Origin of the sequence: Lactiplantibacillus fabifermentans DSM 21115, assembly GCF_000498955.2 — a bacterium.
GTDB lineage: Bacteria > Bacillota > Bacilli > Lactobacillales > Lactobacillaceae > Lactiplantibacillus > Lactiplantibacillus fabifermentans.
The window spans coordinates 12,720-31,471 of the sequence record NZ_AYGX02000019.1; the positions used below are offsets into that span (position 1 = coordinate 12,720).

The 18,752-nt window shown below is 45.9% G+C and carries 16 protein-coding genes; 7 read left to right on the forward strand and 9 right to left on the reverse strand.

What is annotated here, in order from left to right; all coding sequences use genetic code 11:
* Window positions 1-89: 89 nt before the first annotated feature.
* The 4 genes from DY78_RS01325 to DY78_RS01340 all read left to right on the forward strand — a co-directional run bounded on the left by DY78_RS01325 (window position 90) and on the right by DY78_RS01340 (window position 3,413).
* A complete protein-coding gene (locus tag DY78_RS01325) occupies window positions 90-1,532 on the forward strand; it encodes a DHA2 family efflux MFS transporter permease subunit (RefSeq protein WP_051385247.1) in 1,443 nt (480 codons plus the stop codon).
* Between the two features lie 127 nt (window positions 1,533-1,659).
* Window positions 1,660-1,851, forward strand: coding sequence for a hypothetical protein (locus tag DY78_RS01330; RefSeq protein ID WP_024625711.1), 192 nt, complete (start codon window positions 1,660-1,662; stop codon window positions 1,849-1,851).
* Between the two features lie 12 nt (window positions 1,852-1,863).
* Entirely contained in the window at window positions 1,864-2,157 is a 294-nt protein-coding gene (locus DY78_RS01335; RefSeq protein ID WP_024625712.1) for a hypothetical protein, read from the forward strand.
* A gap of 200 nt (window positions 2,158-2,357) precedes the next feature.
* Window positions 2,358-3,413, forward strand: coding sequence for an FUSC family protein (locus DY78_RS01340; RefSeq protein ID WP_024625713.1), 1,056 nt, complete (start codon window positions 2,358-2,360; stop codon window positions 3,411-3,413).
* A 507-nt stretch (window positions 3,414-3,920) separates the two neighbouring features.
* On the opposite strand, the gene DY78_RS01345 is transcribed toward DY78_RS01340, so the two are convergent.
* Together DY78_RS01345 and DY78_RS01350 are read right to left on the reverse strand one after the other, a co-directional pair.
* Complete coding sequence (locus tag DY78_RS01345; protein WP_024625714.1) at window positions 3,921-4,304, reverse strand: DUF1398 family protein; 384 nt, start codon at window positions 4,302-4,304, stop codon at window positions 3,921-3,923.
* Between the two features lie 46 nt (window positions 4,305-4,350).
* Entirely contained in the window at window positions 4,351-5,721 is a 1,371-nt protein-coding gene (locus DY78_RS01350) for a cytosine permease (RefSeq protein WP_024625715.1), read from the reverse strand.
* 434 nt (window positions 5,722-6,155) lie between these two features.
* Here DY78_RS01350 and DY78_RS01355 point away from each other — a divergent pair, with 434 nt between their 5' ends.
* A complete protein-coding gene (locus DY78_RS01355; protein ID WP_024625716.1) occupies window positions 6,156-7,373 on the forward strand; it encodes an MFS transporter in 1,218 nt (405 codons plus the stop codon).
* Between the two features lie 203 nt (window positions 7,374-7,576).
* Here DY78_RS01355 and DY78_RS01360 read toward each other — a convergent pair whose 3' ends face one another.
* From DY78_RS01360 to DY78_RS01380, 5 genes are all read right to left on the reverse strand, one after another.
* Complete coding sequence (locus DY78_RS01360) at window positions 7,577-8,407, reverse strand: PRD domain-containing protein (protein WP_024625717.1); 831 nt, start codon at window positions 8,405-8,407, stop codon at window positions 7,577-7,579.
* Between the two features lie 22 nt (window positions 8,408-8,429).
* Window positions 8,430-9,881, reverse strand: coding sequence for a glycoside hydrolase family 1 protein (locus DY78_RS01365; protein ID WP_024625718.1), 1,452 nt, complete (start codon window positions 9,879-9,881; stop codon window positions 8,430-8,432).
* 2 nt (window positions 9,882-9,883) lie between these two features.
* Window positions 9,884-11,722, reverse strand: a complete 1,839-nt coding sequence (locus DY78_RS01370) for a PTS beta-glucoside transporter subunit IIBCA (RefSeq protein WP_024625719.1) — start codon at window positions 11,720-11,722, stop codon at window positions 9,884-9,886.
* Between the two features lie 233 nt (window positions 11,723-11,955).
* Entirely contained in the window at window positions 11,956-12,894 is a 939-nt protein-coding gene (locus DY78_RS01375; RefSeq protein WP_024625720.1) for an alpha/beta hydrolase, read from the reverse strand.
* A gap of 29 nt (window positions 12,895-12,923) precedes the next feature.
* The gene (locus DY78_RS01380; protein ID WP_024625721.1) at window positions 12,924-13,379 is read right to left on the reverse strand and encodes a DUF1836 domain-containing protein; all 456 of its coding nucleotides are present in this window, start codon (window positions 13,377-13,379) and stop codon (window positions 12,924-12,926) included.
* Window positions 13,380-13,585: 206 nt separating this feature from the next.
* Between DY78_RS01380 and DY78_RS01385 the strand changes: the two genes are divergently transcribed.
* The gene (locus tag DY78_RS01385; protein ID WP_024625722.1) at window positions 13,586-14,059 is read left to right on the forward strand and encodes a nucleoside 2-deoxyribosyltransferase; all 474 of its coding nucleotides are present in this window, start codon (window positions 13,586-13,588) and stop codon (window positions 14,057-14,059) included.
* 78 nt (window positions 14,060-14,137) lie between these two features.
* Here DY78_RS01385 and DY78_RS01390 read toward each other — a convergent pair whose 3' ends face one another.
* A complete protein-coding gene (locus DY78_RS01390; protein WP_024625723.1) occupies window positions 14,138-15,091 on the reverse strand; it encodes a L,D-transpeptidase family protein in 954 nt (317 codons plus the stop codon).
* A gap of 216 nt (window positions 15,092-15,307) precedes the next feature.
* Here DY78_RS01390 and DY78_RS01395 point away from each other — a divergent pair, with 216 nt between their 5' ends.
* Complete coding sequence (locus DY78_RS01395; RefSeq protein WP_024625724.1) at window positions 15,308-16,858, forward strand: bifunctional metallophosphatase/5'-nucleotidase; 1,551 nt, start codon at window positions 15,308-15,310, stop codon at window positions 16,856-16,858.
* Between the two features lie 367 nt (window positions 16,859-17,225).
* Here the strand turns inward: DY78_RS01395 and DY78_RS01400 are convergent, their stop codons facing one another.
* Window positions 17,226-18,164 (reverse strand): AEC family transporter, encoded by a 939-nt coding sequence (locus tag DY78_RS01400; protein ID WP_024625725.1) that lies wholly within the window; start codon window positions 18,162-18,164, stop codon window positions 17,226-17,228.
* Between the last annotated feature and the right edge of the window lie 588 nt (window positions 18,165-18,752).

Genomic DNA, 18,752 nt, shown 5'->3' on the forward strand with positions numbered 1-18,752 from the left:
CAACATTTTCAGAAATCACTTACGAAGCGCGCTTTTTTCTGCTACAGTAACCTATTGTGCCTACTGTACGGAAAAGGGAGAGAAATGTTATGCAAACCAAGTCACATTCTAACCCAACCTTGATCATGATTGGATTACTACTCGGGGGCTTTGTCGGCATGTTCAGTGAAACCGCGCTGAACATCGCCTTACCCCAACTGGAACAACAATTACACGTTAACACTGGGACGATTCAATGGCTCGTCACCGGTTACTTATTAATGGTCGGGATCGTCTTACCATTATCGAGCATGTTGACGAAACACTTCACCACCCGCCAATTAATTATTTTCGCGTTAAGTGATTTTATCGTGGGGGCCATCATCTCGGCGCTCGCCAGTGATTTTGCTATTTTATTGATTGGCCGGATGATCCAAGGGATTGCCACCGGATTATTATTACCATTAATTTTTATCGTCTTACTCGCCGTTTACCCACCACAAAAACGGGGCGCGGCCATGGGACTTGTGGGCTTAGTCATCATGTTTGCCCCAGCCATCGGCCCGACGTTAGCTGGCTTAATCTTAGGGGCCTTATCGTGGCACTGGATTTTCTGGTTATTCGTCCCACTATTGGCGATTGCCTTAATTATTACCATTATTTTCATGCAAAATGTTTCTGAAGTCACCAAGCCAAAAGTCGATGTCTTATCCATCTTCTTGTCATCCTTTGGATTTGGCGGCTTAGTCGTCGGAGCTAGCCTCGCCGGTGACCGCGGCTGGGGGAACCCCTTAGTCTTAGTGGCCTTAGCCATTGGGATTGTGGCGCTCTACTTCTATTGTCACCGCCAATTACATTTAGATACGCCGATTTTGAACTTACGAGCATTCACGTTTAAAAAATTCAGTGTCGGGACTGCCATCGTCATGACCGACTTCGGGATTATTATGTCGTCGATGTACTTATTGCCGATGTACTGGCAAAAAGGCTTAGTCGTGCCCGTCGCTTTGACCGGGGTCTTGATGTTACCTGGTGGGGTCATCAACGCCATCGTCTCCGCCACTTCTGGCCGGTTATTCGATAACTACGGGGCCAAATGGCTGACCCGCTTAGGCTTCATCTTTACCTTTATCGGCGCCTTGATGTTAATCATGACCACGACCCATTCTGGTTACTGGTACGTCGTCTTGGCCCACGTCATCTTAATGATTGGCGCGCCGCTCGCCATGTCGCCCGCGCAAACATACGGGCTAAACGCGTTGCGGGGACCCGTTGCCGCCGATGGGAGTACTATTTTAAATACGTTGCAACAAATCTTAGGGGCTTTAGCGACCGCGATTGCCACGAGTTTACTAGGTATCGGTCAAAGTGCTAGCCACGCAACTGGCACCACGGCCTTTGTCCACGGGACGCATTACGGGTTCTGGTTCACGTTGGCCTTGTCCGTCTTAGGCTTCTGCCTATCCTTACTCGTCACCAACCAACCAGCCAAATCAGTTGACCCGTTAGCTGAAAAACGGCATCCAGAACCAGCCGCAACCACTGAAAACTAAAATATTAATAATGCTAACCATTAAAATTTTTGTAACATCGCATAATGGTTAGCATTTTTTGATTGCACTTTCCGCGATATTCCCCCACAATGAACATGAGTTTAACATGAGGAGTTTTTATTAATTTATGGAAATCACAATTGATTTAATTATCGGTACTAGTGCCATTTTGATGCTACTTTGCTGGTTCCTAGCGGTGCATTATTTTCGCGTGCCCCAAAAGTGGTTAGCGATTATTTGGCTAGTTGCCGGCATCATTTTCGCTGGTCTAATGGGCTTTTTCATCTATGCTGCAATCCCATTATGGACGAGCATTTAGGGGGCTGACCGCATGAATCCCGCGGAACTGATCAAGAAGTACTTAACGAAATATCACATTACCTTGCAACATCCCGAACACGGCTTAGTCATGTTGACTTCACCTGTTTGGCCGGAACATCCCGAACTACAACAAGCCATTTTACAAGCGGTTCAAGGGCTCAACGGCGTTCAACAAGTGACCGTCAACAGTCCGGAACAGCTCGTCATGCGCTATGATTCTGAACAGTTACGGAAGCTCAATCCGCTTGCGTTACTAAGTTTGGAACGTAAATTAAGTCGGCAATATCACCAAGCCGGGTATTAGCACTGATTATTCAAAAGCCACCTGATGAAAATTTCATCGGGTGGCTTTTACTAATTTTCGGCATCAAAATGCGCGCGCTATTCCTTATCCAAACCTGCGACCACCAATTAAGCCCCGTCGCGGGTACGGCCTAATTTACGCATTGACATAAAAAACCGGCTTTTGGTATACTGCTTCTCGTTTATCTTGAGGAGGACGCTATGCAAACTTATGCTTTAATGCAACTTAATCCGGGAATGTTACGCAAAAAAATACATGAAACCCACCAATGGCCACAAAAATGGGCGTTCATTTGGGCGCTATTACTCAGAGATACCGCGTTACTAAGTTTCGCGATTGCTTATATTGCGAGCTTTACACTAATTTTTGGCGCGGCTAGTAGTTATGTCGGGGTCGCCACCTTTTGTATGCTGCTTAGTTTTCGTTTCGTTAGCTATAACTATAACGTCTACGAAAGTCTCGGGGCGTTAGCTGGCATCTTATCCCTAACTTGGGTCAACAGTATGTGGTTACCCCAGCTAGGGCCGTTGGCTGCGCTGGTCGTTAACTTTTCGAGTTTACTAGTGATTTTACGCTTAACTAGCGACACGCCCTTACTCGGCAACGGTGGTGTGTATACGTTTGGCTACGTCTTAGTGACGGGAATGCCAGTTGGTCACGCCGCAGCAATCAATCGCGGTTGGGCGTTTTTAGCGGCCTTTGTAATCTGTGGCTGGGCTCTGTGGAAACATCACCGTACGACCAATCAGCAAGTTCACGTTTGGTGGGTGTTTAAATTTCGGGGTCTTCACGACGCGACGTTCCGTTGGCAATTGCGCTTGGCAACCGGCGTTTCGGCAGCATTACTTATTGGTCAACTATTAAATAACGGCCGCGCCATGTGGTTAGGCTTTGCTAGTATGTCCGTCTTACTGCCGACCACAAAATTACTCCGGGGCCGGGCCAGTTTACGGTTCAGCGGCGTCGTGGTTGGCTCATTGGCTTTTGCCGGCTTATTACAAATCATGCCAAATAGCTTGATTGGCATCCTCGCCCCCATCGCCGGCTTGGCACTCGGATTAACGCCGAGTTACTTTTGGGCTAGTGTCTTCAACTGTTTTGGCGCACTGACGATTGCCTATACGCTCTTTGGCATCTGGCCGGCCGTGGGGTTACGCCTGCTCAACAACGGTTTAGGCATTATCTGTGCGTTAATCGTCGCCGCTAGTTTGGACTGGCTGTGGCGGCATTATCAGTGTGGGCCAACCGGCGAATAAGTTTGCGGGTCTTTCCATATATTACTGAAGCTAAAACTACCGATTATCATCAGTCATATAAAATGACACCTTTGAAAGGATTTCCTAGAATCGAACTTACGTACAACTAGCATAACCGACACAACCAAGTCACCGATAGACCGCTAATCACTGCATTGGCGACCGCCACATTTTCTTGTAAAAAAACCATTTAGTTGTGAGTCAGCAGCAATGGAAGTTGCCGTGCAAGTGGCGTTAGTGCGGCTGTTTTTTGCCGGACTTACGGCACCGACACCTTTGGAGAATGGGGAACTGTGCCAAGCTTCAAAGTGAGGTTCGAGACCGCTTTTGGGCTCGAACCGGTCGCCACGGCTACTGGAATTGCTGCTGACTCACAACGTCAATGACGCCTTCTCCAATATTAGGGAAAGTCCTGGTTGGCGCATGTTTCAACAACAAAATTCTAACGAAAAATGGCACCTGATGAATATTCCATCAAGTGCCATTTTTAGATACTGCGTAATCAGTTTAATATTCGACCGTCGCCATGATTTTGCCTTCATCGCCACTGAAGTCGATGATTTGACGTTTCAAGTTAGCGGTCCAAGCTTGGCAACCGGCTTGACCGAGTTGCTTAGCCGCGTCTTTTAATGCTAATTTGCCAGCCACATAATCTTTCGCAATAGCAGCAACCTTAGTGGCATCTTCTTCTAAAGCCACCCGAGCTTCAAACCCATTCGTCCGCCGTTCTACGATGTAGCCATTTTCACCAAAGTACGTGGTGGAACCAGCTGCGACATCATATTGAAAATGTTGGACACCTAAATCCGCTTCTTTTTTTGCGATAGTCGCAAAGTCGGCATGGTCGCCTAAATCGGCTAATACCGTATCGATTTGATCTAATTTAAACATAATGACGCCCCTTTGAATTTCATTTACCTCTTCATTGTAATCCAAATTAGGCTTTTTGGGGTAACGGGTAAAAAATCCGCATCAACCCGACGTAAATTACACCGATTAAAATCATATCGATAAAGGTTGCACCAAAGACGTTGGCGATAATTGTAATGTGTTTCAACCCTAAGAAAATTACCACACCTAGGACCCAACAAATCAACGCAATCCAGTTAATCCCATGCGCATACCAATATTGCCCTTGCGAACTAGCTAATTCGTTAACGTCATAATTTTGATGGTGCCGCCAATAATAATCGACTAACATCACACTAATCATCGGTCCTAAGACCATCCCGATATAATCCAAAAACGCGGTAAAGGCCGTTAAGAAACTCCCCACCACTAACGGAATGAGCGTCACTAAGGTCGCAATAATCGTGACCGCCCATAGCGCTGGTCGTAAGCGAATCTTCGGAAAAATATTAGATAACGCCGAACCCGCCGCCAATAAGTTAACCGCATTCGCCGTCATACTCGTTAACACGATGACTAGTAACGCTAAGACCCCAAGCCCTAAACGACTCGCAATCGTACTAGGATCTGAGTTATTCGGATCATACGTCCCAGACGTAATCGCAATACTGATGGTGGCGGCTAAACCAATAAAGGCAAACCAGAATAACCCGGTAAAAGCGCCTAAAAATGGCATCCCAGTAGCCCCGGAACGTTTACGGGTGAAACGGGTAAAATCCGCGCCAGCTGTAACCCACGACAAGTTAAAGGCCGCTAACGTATCCATGCCGGCACCGGCCGTCATATGGAGTTTGGCTGGTGCGTGCCACGCGAGTAATTGTGAAAATGAGACCGTCTTGAAGACCACGACCGTTTCCCACAAGACAAACAGAATGACTAAAATAATTCCGACACGTTCTATCATCTGTACCGATTTTTGACCCACGGAAACACTGAGCAAATGCAAAATACTCATGACTACGATTCCGGCAATCAAACCTTTGGCGCCACCGGGTTTGCCATAAACCGGCCAGCCCACTAAGTCATGCAATAAATAACTGACGGAAGTCGCCGCAATGAACGTATTAACGGCGGTCCAGCCAATGTATTGGGTTAAATTGACGAACGACGGGACATAGCTCCCGCGCACCCCAAACGACCCGCGAATTAAACTCATCGTGGCCGCGCCGGTCTTATAACCCATAAAACCGACTAACGATAAACACAAATATGAAAGTGTGGACGAAGCGATAATGACCTTTAAGGCCGTCAACAGCCCGCATGCTGCTAAGACCCCGCCGACATACCAAGTCCCGTTATTAGCATTAGCGCCAATCCAGGTCGCAAACATGTCCCAATTCGACATGTGTCGGTGCTTTTTGGCCACTACTTCAATCTGATACTTTGTTTCCTGCTTCACTACGTTCACCCTTTCTGCAATGTTTACCATTGTAGTTTTTTTTAGGGGCCATGGTCAAGCCAGTTTGACGATTGTACTTACTTTTATTTAGTCTTATTATTAAGGTGAGTTTGTTTTTCCGCCTCCAGTTCAGCGTGGGGCGCCTGACAGCCTTTCATAACCCGCAAGTCTATCAGGTCGGCCCATGTTCTAAGCGGCCACACTACGCCCGCTAAGAACATCGACACCAGGCCCCCCACGCTGAACTTCCGGCTAAACTTACAATCTATCAACGCAATTTTCCATCATCGGCACTATCTCCAGAACAATTTCATTGGGAATTATCAACATCCCTATATCTCGCGATTTCAATTAGAGTTTCATCTGAATTAATGTCAGTAACTAGCACCAATTATCTTTTGTTTTATCAATTAAATTAAAGGAAGTGACACATTTTGAAAGGGGCACTTGAAGGTTGGCGGCGTAATTTGGCCGTTTTGTGGTTGGGGACGTTTATTGCCGGGATGGGGTTCTCGGAAGTGATGCCGTTCTTGTCGTTATATGTGAGTGAATTGGGCGACTTTAATCGCGGTCAATTAACGATGTATAGCGGCGTGACTTATGCCGTGACGTTTTTGGTCATCGCAATTGTGTCACCGCTGTGGGGAAAATTAGCGGACCGGCGTGGGCGGAAGTTAATGTTATTGCGGTCATCGCTCGGCATGGCGATTGTCATAGGTTTAATGGGGTTTGTACATAATATTTGGATGTTGATTTTATTGCGCTTCTTACAAGGGCTGTGTGCCGGATATATTCCGAACGCTAGCGCCTTGGTTGCGACCGAAACGCCTAAGGAAAGTAGCGGGACCGCTATTGGAATCTTGACGACGGGGTACGTTTCGGGTAACTTGATTGGCCCGATTTTAGGTGGGGTCTTGGCCCAAGTCTTTTCAATTCGTTTGACCTTCATTATTACCGGGATTTTATTGCTGATTGTGTTCTTCCTGAGTTTGACGCTCGTGCATGAAAACTTTAAGCCTGGGGATATGGCCACTGAAAAACAAACTGGCAGTTTATTGAGCCAGTTCAAAAATCCAACGTTAATCGTGACCTTATTAGTCTCTACCATGATTATTCAAATGGGGAATAACTCGATTACCCCGATTATTAGCTTGTACGTCAAACAACTGATGCATAACGTGGGCCCAATTACGGTCGTCGCCGGCATTATTGCAGCGTTACCCGGGATTTCGACATTATTATCAGCGCCACGCTTAGGCCACTTAGGGGATACCCGCGGGACGGACCGTATCTTAGTTTTTGGCTTTGTGTTTGCCATTTTGATGTACTTTCCACAAGGCTTAGTATCTAGCATTTGGACGTTGGGACTGTTACGCTTCATGATTGGGATTTCCGATGGCGCCCTCTTTCCAACCGTGCAGACGTTGCTCTCTAAAAACACGCCCCGCGCCTTAACTGGCACCATCTTCAGTTGGAATCAATCTTTCCAAGCGCTCGGCAGTATGCTGGGGTCACTGTTAGGTGGATTCGTCTCCAACTGGTTTGATTATAGCGGCGTCTTTATCTTTACCGCCTTATCGTTACTCGTTAACTTTATTGTCGTGTTGATTTTTATTCCTAGTATGCGGCATCCATTTCAAAATAAGGCTTAGCGAAATTGTCGAAATAAAAAAATAGCCTGATGAAATTCTAAATTCAAATTTCATTAGGCTATTTTCATTTTTATGGTCGAAACGTGGGCCAACAAGCAGTTTGTTCCGCTTAACCCGGGATTGGCAACCATGCTCAAAGCCCGGACATAATTGCCAATCCCACGTTAATGCTCGCAAACTAACCGCCTGTTGGCCCACTCTTTTTATATAACCCGTTGAATCTGCATCGCCATCAACATTATTTCTTCATCCGGTAGCGGCGTTTTGAACTTCATATTCAAATAGGCCGCGACTTTTTCTGCAATTTTAAAGGCCCGTGAATTTTGACTCTTCACTAATGCCACCATGGCTGGATCACCGTCACTCAGTGTTTTAGCAGCAATCGCCCGTTCAACTAAGAATTTCACGTGGATAATGCAGCGCTGATAATTCATGCTGTGCTCATCCAGCGTACCACCCGCTTGGTATTTGATGATATTAATGATTCGACCAATCAATTGGCCCGCTTTTAATGCGTCCTTGCGTTCATCCGTCCCGTTTTCAGCATTAATAATGTGCGCCGCGATATTAGCCGCTTCTTGTTCCGAAAAGGCCGTGCCCATTTGCTGATTGACGAGTTGAATCGCATTTAGACCAATTTCAAATTCACTGGCATAGTACGTTTTGATTTCCCAATAAACGCGATTAGTGATGACAATCCCTTTTTCCGCGCGCTCCAACGCAAATTTCAAATGGTCGAGTAGTGCCACATACAACGTGTCACTTAGTTTAGCATGTAGCCGTTCATTGGCTTGTTTAACAATTTGTTGCGTAATTTCAATTAATTGTGGTGACGATGAAGCAATCGTGGTCAACAATTGTTCGACGTTCGGATTCGGACTCGCGACAAAGACTTGATTGAAATCGCCATCCATGACGACGGCGCCAGCTTTTTTGCCGTACCCAATGCCCTTACCGAGGAGCACAAATTCTTGATCCTTTTCATTGGTTGCTAACACCACACTCGAGTTCAACACTTTTTTGATGCGTAGCACAACGCCACCTCCAATTATGAAATTAGCCTAGTTCCGCGCCATTCGTTGCAATGACGTGTTGGTACCAAGCAAATGAATCTTTCTTATACCGGTTGAGCGTCCCCTGACCTAAGTCGTCTTCATCCACATAGATAAAGCCGTAGCGTTTCGACATTTGTGACGTCGAGGCACTCACTAAATCAATCGGCGCCCAGCTCGTATAACCTAACAAATCCACGCCAGCATCGACCGCCTTGATCATTTCGGCAAAATGCGCTTTGAAATAATTAATCCGATAATCATCGTGAACTTGATGGTCGGCGGTTAATTCATCTTTAGCACCCATTCCATTTTCAACAATCATTAATGGCTTATGATAACGGTCATACAATTGCAAAAGAGAAATGCGCAAACCTACAGGGTCCACAGTCCAGCCCCAATCAGTAACTGGCAAGTGCGGATTCTTGCCACCAACAACCGTATTCCCAGTCGTTAACGTTAAGTTAGTTTCATCATACGACGAAACCATCGACATGTAATAACTAAATGACACAAAATCAACGGTATTGGCTTTTAGAATCGCCAAATCATCTGGTGCCATTGCCAATTCAATGCCTTGTTCTTTCAAATAATTCAAGACTAAGGCGGGATATTCACCAAACACTTGCACATCGGCTGGGAAATAGTTCATCGTGTTTTTGTTAAATGACGCCAATACATCTCGCGGATCTGATGAGTTGGGATAATCCGTCAATTTCGTCAACATACAGCCTACTTGGCTACCCGGAATCGTTTCGTGGCAAGCTTTGGTTACTAACGCCGAGGCGACAAATTGATGATGGAATGCTTGATACTCTGTTTGTAATAAGTTATCCGTTTGGTCTGGAATAATCCCGGCTGATGTGAACGGATGCCGCGTGACACTGTCAATTTCGTTAAAGGTGAGCCAATATTTCACGTCGTCTTTAAAGGCAGTAAAGCAGGCTTGACTGAACCGCACGAATAAGTCGATGACGCGGCGGTCCGCCCAACCGTTATACTTCGTAGCCAAGGCTAATGGCATTTCGTAATGCGATAAAGTCACGATGGGTTCAATGTGATACTCATGCATCTTGGCGAATAGCGCCTTGTAATATGCTAAACCCGCTTGATTTGGTGCCGTTTCTTCACCAGTTGGGAAGATGCGACTCCAGGCAATCGATAACCGTAACGTTTTGAAACCCATTTCGTGGAACAAAGCCAAATCTTCGGGATAGCGGTGATAAAAATCAATCCCGCGCCGCTTAGGATAATCACTCGCATCAGTCGTTGCGATGGCCTGCTCAATATCGGCCGTCGTAACCCCAACTTGTTTTTTATAATCTTTGACATCGACATTGGGTTTATAAGTGGCGACATCAGCAACTGATAAACCTTTACCATCAACATTCCAAGCCCCTTCGACTTGATTGGCAGCGACCGCGCCGCCCCATAAGAAATCTTTACGTAATCCCATGATTAAACCCCTAACTTTGCAATATTCATGACTGACTGATCAACTGTTTCAGTGTTACTTTCATCAACGGCAATCGTGTAATTGTCTTGATTAGTGACGACCATCATCGTCACTGGGTTGTAGCCGGCTGCTTTGATTTTTGCCAAATCAAACGTTTCCAGCACTTCGCCAGCTTCAACATGTTGGCCAACTTGGACATCGGATTCAAAGTATTGACCATTCAATTGCACCGTATCTAAACCGATATGGAATAATAATTCGGCGCCGTTATCGGTCTTCATACCGAGCGCATGTTTCGTTTCATAGACCATTTCAATCGTTCCGGCCGTGGGCGCCACTAAGCGCCCTTCGCTAGGGTCGACCGCAATCCCTTTACCAATTAAGCCTTGGGAAAAGACATCATCTGGAACTTCAGACAATGGCATCACCTTACCAGCAACCGGGGCAGTTAAATCTTCAGCAGCTACGGTCGTTGTCACTTTTCCATCATCGGCATCGCTTACATTTTCATTCTTCCATAATAATAACCCAGCAACAAAGGAGACCGCAAATGAGATTCCAAAGCCAATCAAGGCATGGATTAAGTTAGCAGGATTACTTTTATCCACAAACATTGGCAAACTTGCCAGACCTGGTCCAACAATTGTGAATCCAGTTAACCCAACAATTCCGACATACGCGCCACTAACCACACTACCTGTAATAACACTGATCAAAGCCCGTTTATGCTGTAAGGTTACCCCATAAAGCGCTGGTTCAGTAATACCAAATAATGCTGAGATTGCCGCTGAAATCGCCACGGCCCGCAATTTAACATCCTTAGTTCGTAATGCGATGGCAAAACAAGCGCCACTTTCAGCAATGTTGTGCGCTAAAGAGGCTGGCAAGTATAATGCTTCTTTGCCCATCGTACTAAACGTTGAAACCACATATGGAATCATTGGTTTGTGCATCCCAGTCGCCACCATAAATGGTAAGACCCCGGCCAGCAGCGCCGTTGCTAACCAACCTAAGTGAGTATTTAAGAACAAGATAACACTAACAAAGCCTTCACCAGCAACATAACCTAAAGGTCCCAGGAACAGCAACGTAATTGGTGCGGTTATCAACATCGCCATCATTGGTACAAAGAAAACTCGAATTGGCTTTGGCGAATACTTAGTGAAGAAGCGTTCCATCACTGAATAGAACAAAACACTTAGAATTGCCGGGAATACTTGGGAACTATAAGTCACGTTCATCACATTCATCCCAAACAAAGTCGTTCCTTTAGCCATTAAAGTCACTAAATCAGGTAAAATCAATACCCCGACCGTTGAAACAGCTACTAGTGGATTAACTTTCAATTTCTGAGCGGTTGTAATCGCAACTAATAACGGCAAGAAGTATAGCGGTGACCCACCAACTAGGTTCAAGATTTGATAAGTTTGGCTCTTATCACTAATCCAACCAAACATCGCTAATAACATTAATACTGCTTTTAAAATCCCACCACCAGCAATGGCTGGTACTAGCGGTTGAAAGACCCCGATAATAAAATCAATGACGACTTTCCCAAAAGACTGCTTCGGTCCCTTAGCGGCATTCCCACTCGTATTTCCGAGCAATCCTTGGACAGCATCAAACATTTCAACAACATCATTCCCAATAATGACTTGGCATTGGCCACCCGCAATCACGGCACCCAAGACCCCGTCGGCCGCTTTAAGCGCGTCTAAATCGGCTTTATCAAAGTCATTTAACGTGAACCGTAGCCGGGTGGAACAGTGAATCAATGACGCGACGTTTTTTGGCCCGCCGACGCCGGAAATAATTGCTTTAGCACTACTATTGAAATCCATATCTTTCACTCCTAACGACAAAAAACAGGATCAAAAAAGTCCTCGGGCGTGCCCGTTACTTTTTAGATCCTGCCTGCTTTACCAGTTACATGTCTGTTTTATTTAATTAGTATGCCAATAATGTAAGCCCTTACAAACAAATTGTCAACCATGATTTACAATTTAATTTATTTTCAAGTCAAAAATAGCGTGATAACAACCCGGATAAACCGTTGCTATCACGCTATTCAGACTCATTTAATATATTTCGCCATAAAGGCCGTTACTTTTTCAGTATATAACTGCGGATGTTTCGTAAATGATTCCGCGTGACCGGCACCTTTAACGACCCAGAGTTGCTTATCTTTAACGGTCGTGGCGGCGTAGTTTTTATAAACCATGCTCGTTGGCACGAACGTATCGCTGCCCCCGTGAATGAAGAAAATTGGTAACTTATTCTTCTTCAACTGGTCAACCGAACTAGCTTTCAAGAAGTTGAAATGGGCTTTGTAGTCGGCGACCCAGCTAGCGGTGTAAATTAACGGGAACTTCGGCAAATGATATAGTTGCTTCAATTCGTAGGTCAATTCATCGCTGACACTGCTGTAACCACAATCTTCAATAATGGCTTTGACTTGTGATGGCAGCTTTTCGCCACTCATCATCATGACCGTTGCGCCTCCCATCGAAACGCCGAATAGGCCAATTTGACTATTCTGGCCAACGCGGCGGACGACTTGTTGGGTCCATTTTTTATAATCTAACCGATCCGGCCACCCGAAACCGTAGTAATCCCCCTGGCTTTGACCATTACCCCGGTCATCCGGTGCTAAGACGTTGTAACCTTGGTTATGCCACAACCGAATATAGCTGGCCATCTGTTCTTTATTGCCCATATAGCCATGCGCAATCACGATGGTCTTCGTCGTTTTTTTAGCGGCAGGCACGTAATCGGCGACTAGCTTCAAGTTATCGGTCGCGGACGTTTCGTGCCACGTTTGCTTCTTAACGTTTTTTAACCACGTCTGATTTTTCTTCAGCGTGTCTTTGCTCTTTTGTGAACTGTGCGTCAATACTTTGGGGGTGGGTTCAAAAGCAAAGTGGTACAAATAAAAACTGCCCCCAGCGACACCAACGACGATAATCGTTAGCAACGTCACTAACGCAATCGTCCATTTTTTGCGAGTTGTCATCTTTTCTGGTTCCTCTCTCTATGCCTAGCTTAACCTAACGCTTGTTCCGTCAAAAGATGATAAGCCACCGTCTGCGCGGCAAATTGAATCGCTTGCGTCATCGCATCTTGGCTCGTGATTGTCACCGGCGTTTGCCGTAGCGCTTTTTCAAACGCTGTAGCGAATTGCGTATAGCGGATGGCAATCTTGCGCGAATCGCGAATCTTCAAAATTGCCTGACTAATCGTCCCCAACGAAAAATCGTGCTTTAACAACGTCACGATTAACACGGCCGCGATGTGGTTACGCGTGTACTGTCGCCCATCCGGCCGACTGAAAAAGTGCTGTTTCACATAACTGTTGACCATCGTCTTCGTCACCGCTGGAATCTCCAATGGCGCTAAAGTTTGATTGACGATCTGTAATAGTTGTTCCATATAAACCGGCATGGTCGGTAACGCGTCGAAGGCGATTAATTCAAATTGTGCTAACGGTTGTTTAGTCATCTAATTTCCTCCCAAATACATTCTATAATTTACCGAAAAATAGATTTAATTTCAAGTAATTCTATTTAACGCATTAGATTATATAGAATTATAATCTACATTCATAATTTGAATAACTAACTTAATTTTTCCAATGCTTGCAACTAAGTCGTGCTTTTCGCTACAATAGTAGATATTCTATTGACGACATGAGAAAGGAAATTTTTATGAATAATGTTTATTTAGCCGCACCATTTTTTGACGAGGCCCAAAAAGAACGCATCGAACAAGTGAAAGCGGCTTTGATTGCCAATCCAACCATTAATTCGGATGGCATCTTTTTACCGCAAGAACATCAATTTGAAGAAGAACCTTTCGGCAGTCGCGCTTGGCAACAATATGTCTACGCTTCTGACATGCGCCAAGTCCACCGGGCCGACTTAGTGGTCGCCTTACTCGACTTCGACATGTCAAGTGACACCAACGAACCCGATTCGGGAACGATGTTTGAAATTGGCGCCGCAGTCGCTGAAAAGACTCCCGTCCTGGTCGTTCAATTCGATGCTGACAAGCAATTGAACTTAATGATTGCCCAAGGTTTAACGGCTTACTTCGACGCGAGCCAAAATGGGCTCCACGAATTAGCTACTTACAACTGTGATGATTTAAAATCCAAGCCCGCTAAACGGCCCGTATTTTAAAGTTAATCTTCATGATATAAATTAAAACTCGCACTACCTGAGCCCACTGGCTAACTAGGTATTGCGAGTTTTTTAATACTAATAGTTTTTCAATTGTGCCGTCTTTTGGACATTAATGACATACGCGTGCGTTCCTAATTGACTGACTAATTGGCGTAATTGTGACAAGCTAATCGCCACACATCCGGCCGTGGCCCACTGGTTGCGGACATGTATGAAGAAGCCCGACCCATTATGCTGGCCATGATTATCCATCACGACCGCTAATTCATATTGATTATACGGGGCGGCTTTCGTATAGTCGATCAAATGTTCATTTTTACGGTTGGCACTCCGACGATTTTGCCAAGTATTGTACTGCCGGTCGTTTAAATCTTCAATCCAATAACTCGTGGCTTTAATCTGCCGATAACTGAGCCCGCCCGTCTTAACTTTGGCCGCTTTGCCAAACGCAAAACTTAAATGATAGGCCCCAATTGGCGTTTTACTACTGCCTTCACGGGATTGTCCAATACCCCCACCGCCAAGCCGACTGCTAGCAGTCAACTTATTTTTCCAGCTCGTTCCTTGTTTTTGCCACAACTTTAACGTGCCGGTCGTCGCCCCAGTTTGGACGACCGTTACAATCTGTTGAGCGTGTTTAGCCGTTTTGGTTTGTGCGACCAGTTGCGCTTGCGTTGGTTGGACCGGCTTCAAATAACCGCTCCACAGCCAGCCGGTGGCGTTATTTTTACTATTATGGACCCAATAGTACAATACTTTTTTCCCGTGCATCGTGATCCACGTTTTTTGGGTAGCCGTCCAAGTCGTCTTTTGATAATTTTTCAAGGCGTGATTCGGCTTAAACGTCCAATGCCGATAATCGCCATTCGCGCGATAAGTCGACGCCTTAGTGGTCGTGGCGACATAGGTTTGTTTCTTGATAGCCGTCGTTTTGGTGCGTTGATACGTGGCACTTGCTTGCGCCGCCGTAACACTAAAGTTCAAGCCGCTGACCACGGCCACCACTAACCATAAATATTTTAATTTCATTGCTTGCTCCTCCAAATTCAGTCCGGCCTGCTCCCCAGCGACCGGTAATATCAATTTCATTAATTATAATATGAATCCTAGTAATAAATCATGCTAATTATGCCCCAATATATTCGTCTTAATGAATAAAATTCAAATTGTTGACGCCCGGAAGCCCTTAAATTAGATTAATATTGTTATAATAGAAAGCAAACTATCAGTGGAGGCTGGCGTGTAATGCAGATTAAATTAATTTCAACAAGCGATGTGCATGGCTATTTAGCCCCGACCGACTACAGCCGGCGGGATAATGTCGCCCCATTTAGTCTGAGCCGGGCAGCAACTTTGATTAAGCAATTGACCGCCGAAGATAATGCGGACGTGTGGCCCATTGTGATTGATAATGGTGATTTTGTGCAGGGCTCGCCCCTCACTTATTTCATTGCGCGCCAACACCTAGAAGCGGCGCCACTCTACTCACAATTGGCGAATTGCAATCACGTGCAAGCCGGTATTTTCGGCAACCATGAATTCAACTACGGGCTCGACTACCTCGACCTGTGTGAATCGGCACGCCACTACCCGATGTTAGCGGCTAATATCGATGATGACCAACACCGGACCTTATTTTCCAAACCGTATACGATTTTAGAACGAAACGGCGTGAAAGTTGCGATTCTCGGTTTAACGACGCAATTCGTGAGTCGCTGGGAATTACCGCGCCACATTGCCGGGTTACATTTTCAAGATGTCGTCGCGACCGCTAAAAAATACGTCCCGCAGTTGCGTGAATTAGCCGATGTTGTCGTCGTCGCTTACCACGGTGGCTTAGAACGCGACCCGCAAACCAATGCAGTGACCGAGCGCCTAAATGGTGAAAATCAAGGCGTGGCGATTTTAACCGAGGTACCCGGAATTGATGCCATGATTACCGGTCACCAGCACCGCCGCCTAGCCGTCAAAGTCCATGGGGTGCCCGTCACCCAACCAGGTATGAAAGGCCGCAACGTTGCGATGATTACGCTGGACGTCAATGACGACCGCCAAGTTACTAAGAGCAAACCCGAAGTTTTTGCCGTTAAGAATTATGAACCGGACGCTGCCTTGATGAAATTGATTCAACCAATCAACGACCAAATGGAAGACTGGCTCGACACCCCGTTAGGCACGATCAACGGCGATATGTTAGTCCACAACCACTTACAGGCACGGTTGCATAATCACCCATATATCAACTTTATCAATCAAGTTGAAATGGCCGCAACCGGTACGGATATTGCGGCAACCGCGTTATTTAACGACGACGTGCCCGGCTTAAAACAACACGTTACTTTGCGGGAAGTCATGAATAGCTACGTTTATCCAAACAAATTAGCCGTCGAAACGATTACCGGAGCCGACTTAAAACAAGCGCTCGAACGCTGCGCCAGCTACTTCTTATTAAAAGATGACCACGTCATCGTCAATCCTGAATTTTTAAAACCGAAATTACGCCATTATATTTATGATATTTACAGCGGGATTGATTATACGTTTGATTTAACCCGCCCATTGGGTGACCGGGTCGTGCAACTCGACTATCACGGCCACGCCGTCCAGCCAGACGAGCCGTTGACGGTCACGCTAAATCATTACCGTGCCGGCGGTGGTGGCAATTATCCGATGTATGGCACCGAAAAGATTGACCATCAACTACCAACCGACATGACCGTGTTAATCGCCGACTACTTTGCGACCCATCCCGTCGTCGACGCGACGCAACCGACAAACTTTAACGTGCGCTACTAATTCGAGATGCCGCTTCCGGTCAGCAGTAATTCCAGTAGCCGAGGCGACCGGTTCGAGCCAAACAGCGGTCTCGAACCTCACTTTGAAGCTTGGCACAGACCGCCAATCTCCAAAGATGTCGGTGCTGTAAGTCCGGCAAAAACACGCCGAACTAACACCACTTTCACGGCAACTTCCATTACTGCTGACCTCCAGCTCGAACGTACTTACTATTTAAATCATATGAAATTGGACCGCCACAACGATTAGATGTGGCGGTCCAATTATGTTTAATACGTATGATCAAGCTACCAAATTGCCTTCAGTCATTAATTGATGGGTCTAAATTAGTGAAATCGTATTCTTTTAATAGCCTGAATAGACATTCCTAAGCCACTTGTAGACCCCACATCAATAATCCCATCGTCACCGGTGCCAATAACGTGCTCAATAATTGTGTCGCCACGTATTCATCAGCGGGCAAGTGGTTTTGGACCGCCAACATGGTTGGGATAGCGGCGGTTGGAATCGCCATCGTGATGACGACTAGTTGTTGCGTCAATAATGGGACGCCCATGAAATGCATCATCAACCAGAGTAATAACGGCCACGCTAAATTTTTGAAACTGACATTATGCACAATCGGTAACGTGACCTTGAATTGATGCCCCGCTAATAATAATCCAAGGGCAAACAACGCTACACCGCCCGCTGCTTGACCGAGTTCCGTAAACAACGTTAAATATTGTGCTGGCAATTGGACGCCACTCAAATTTAAAACAAATGCCAAAATGGGCGCCCAGACAACCGGTTGTTTACAAGCCGTCCACACCTTTTCACGGACCACTTGCCAACGCTTAGTGGGATCAATGTCGCCGGCTAACGTCAACAAAAAGACACTAGTCGGTACTTGAATCAAGTTCATGTATAAACCGCCTAACGCCACCAGCAAAACACTGACTTTGCCAAACACGATCAGTAACACCGACGTTCCCATAAATGGAATCGACGGGCTCGCAATCGACAAACCACACAACGTTGCCGGACCTAATGCCCGCCCAGTCACCCGTTGTTCAATGATAAATAACAACAGACTGCCAAGCATTCCCACTGCCAGCCAAATCGCAACGGGCCCATTTTGCACGATGACGCTACGTTTAAGCGACAAAATCCCACCAAATAAGCTTAACGGTAACGCGTAATGCATCACGAGCTGGATTAACGTGGCACTGGCATTCGCGGGGAACTGCTGCCGCTTACCAGCTCCAAAGCCTAGGCCTAGTGTGACGACAATTGGTAAAATAGCGACTAATAAAGTTGATAACATCAGCGGCACCTCCGAATTAAAATTGGTTCGAGTGTACCACACCGATGTTAACTAGCCCCGGTATTATCACGTTTCCCGCCCGTTTTAGCTTAACTTTCCAACTATCGTAAGCGATTCCAGTTTTAAATCATTAACCGGGACCCCTAACGTCATTTAGATTCGTCATATTTACCCTATTTTCCGCCGTTACTTTATTGGGATACATAACTAGTTAGCAAAAAAGTCCGTTAACGTTGCCCTCCAGCCAGTTAAAAGGTACTTGCAGCGGGAACGACTGATGCCAAGTATGTTCTCAAATCTTGTTATATTCACACTGGTTAACTGACTTTTAGAATAATATCGCTTATTTGAACAACATACCAAATAGCCGTCACCAAAATAGTGATGATCATTCTGCGGTTCAGCATGCCAACAAAAAAACGTTCAGCCACAATCTGCGTGCTGAACGTTTTTGATAACTTAAGCTTAATTTAGCGGTGAGCTGACCGTAATGGAATCCGTCCTGAAAGTGGCGTTAACGGGCGTTTTGGGGCCGTTTACACCACGGACGTCTTTTGAGACTTGCTTTTCAGGCTCAAAAGCGAGGTC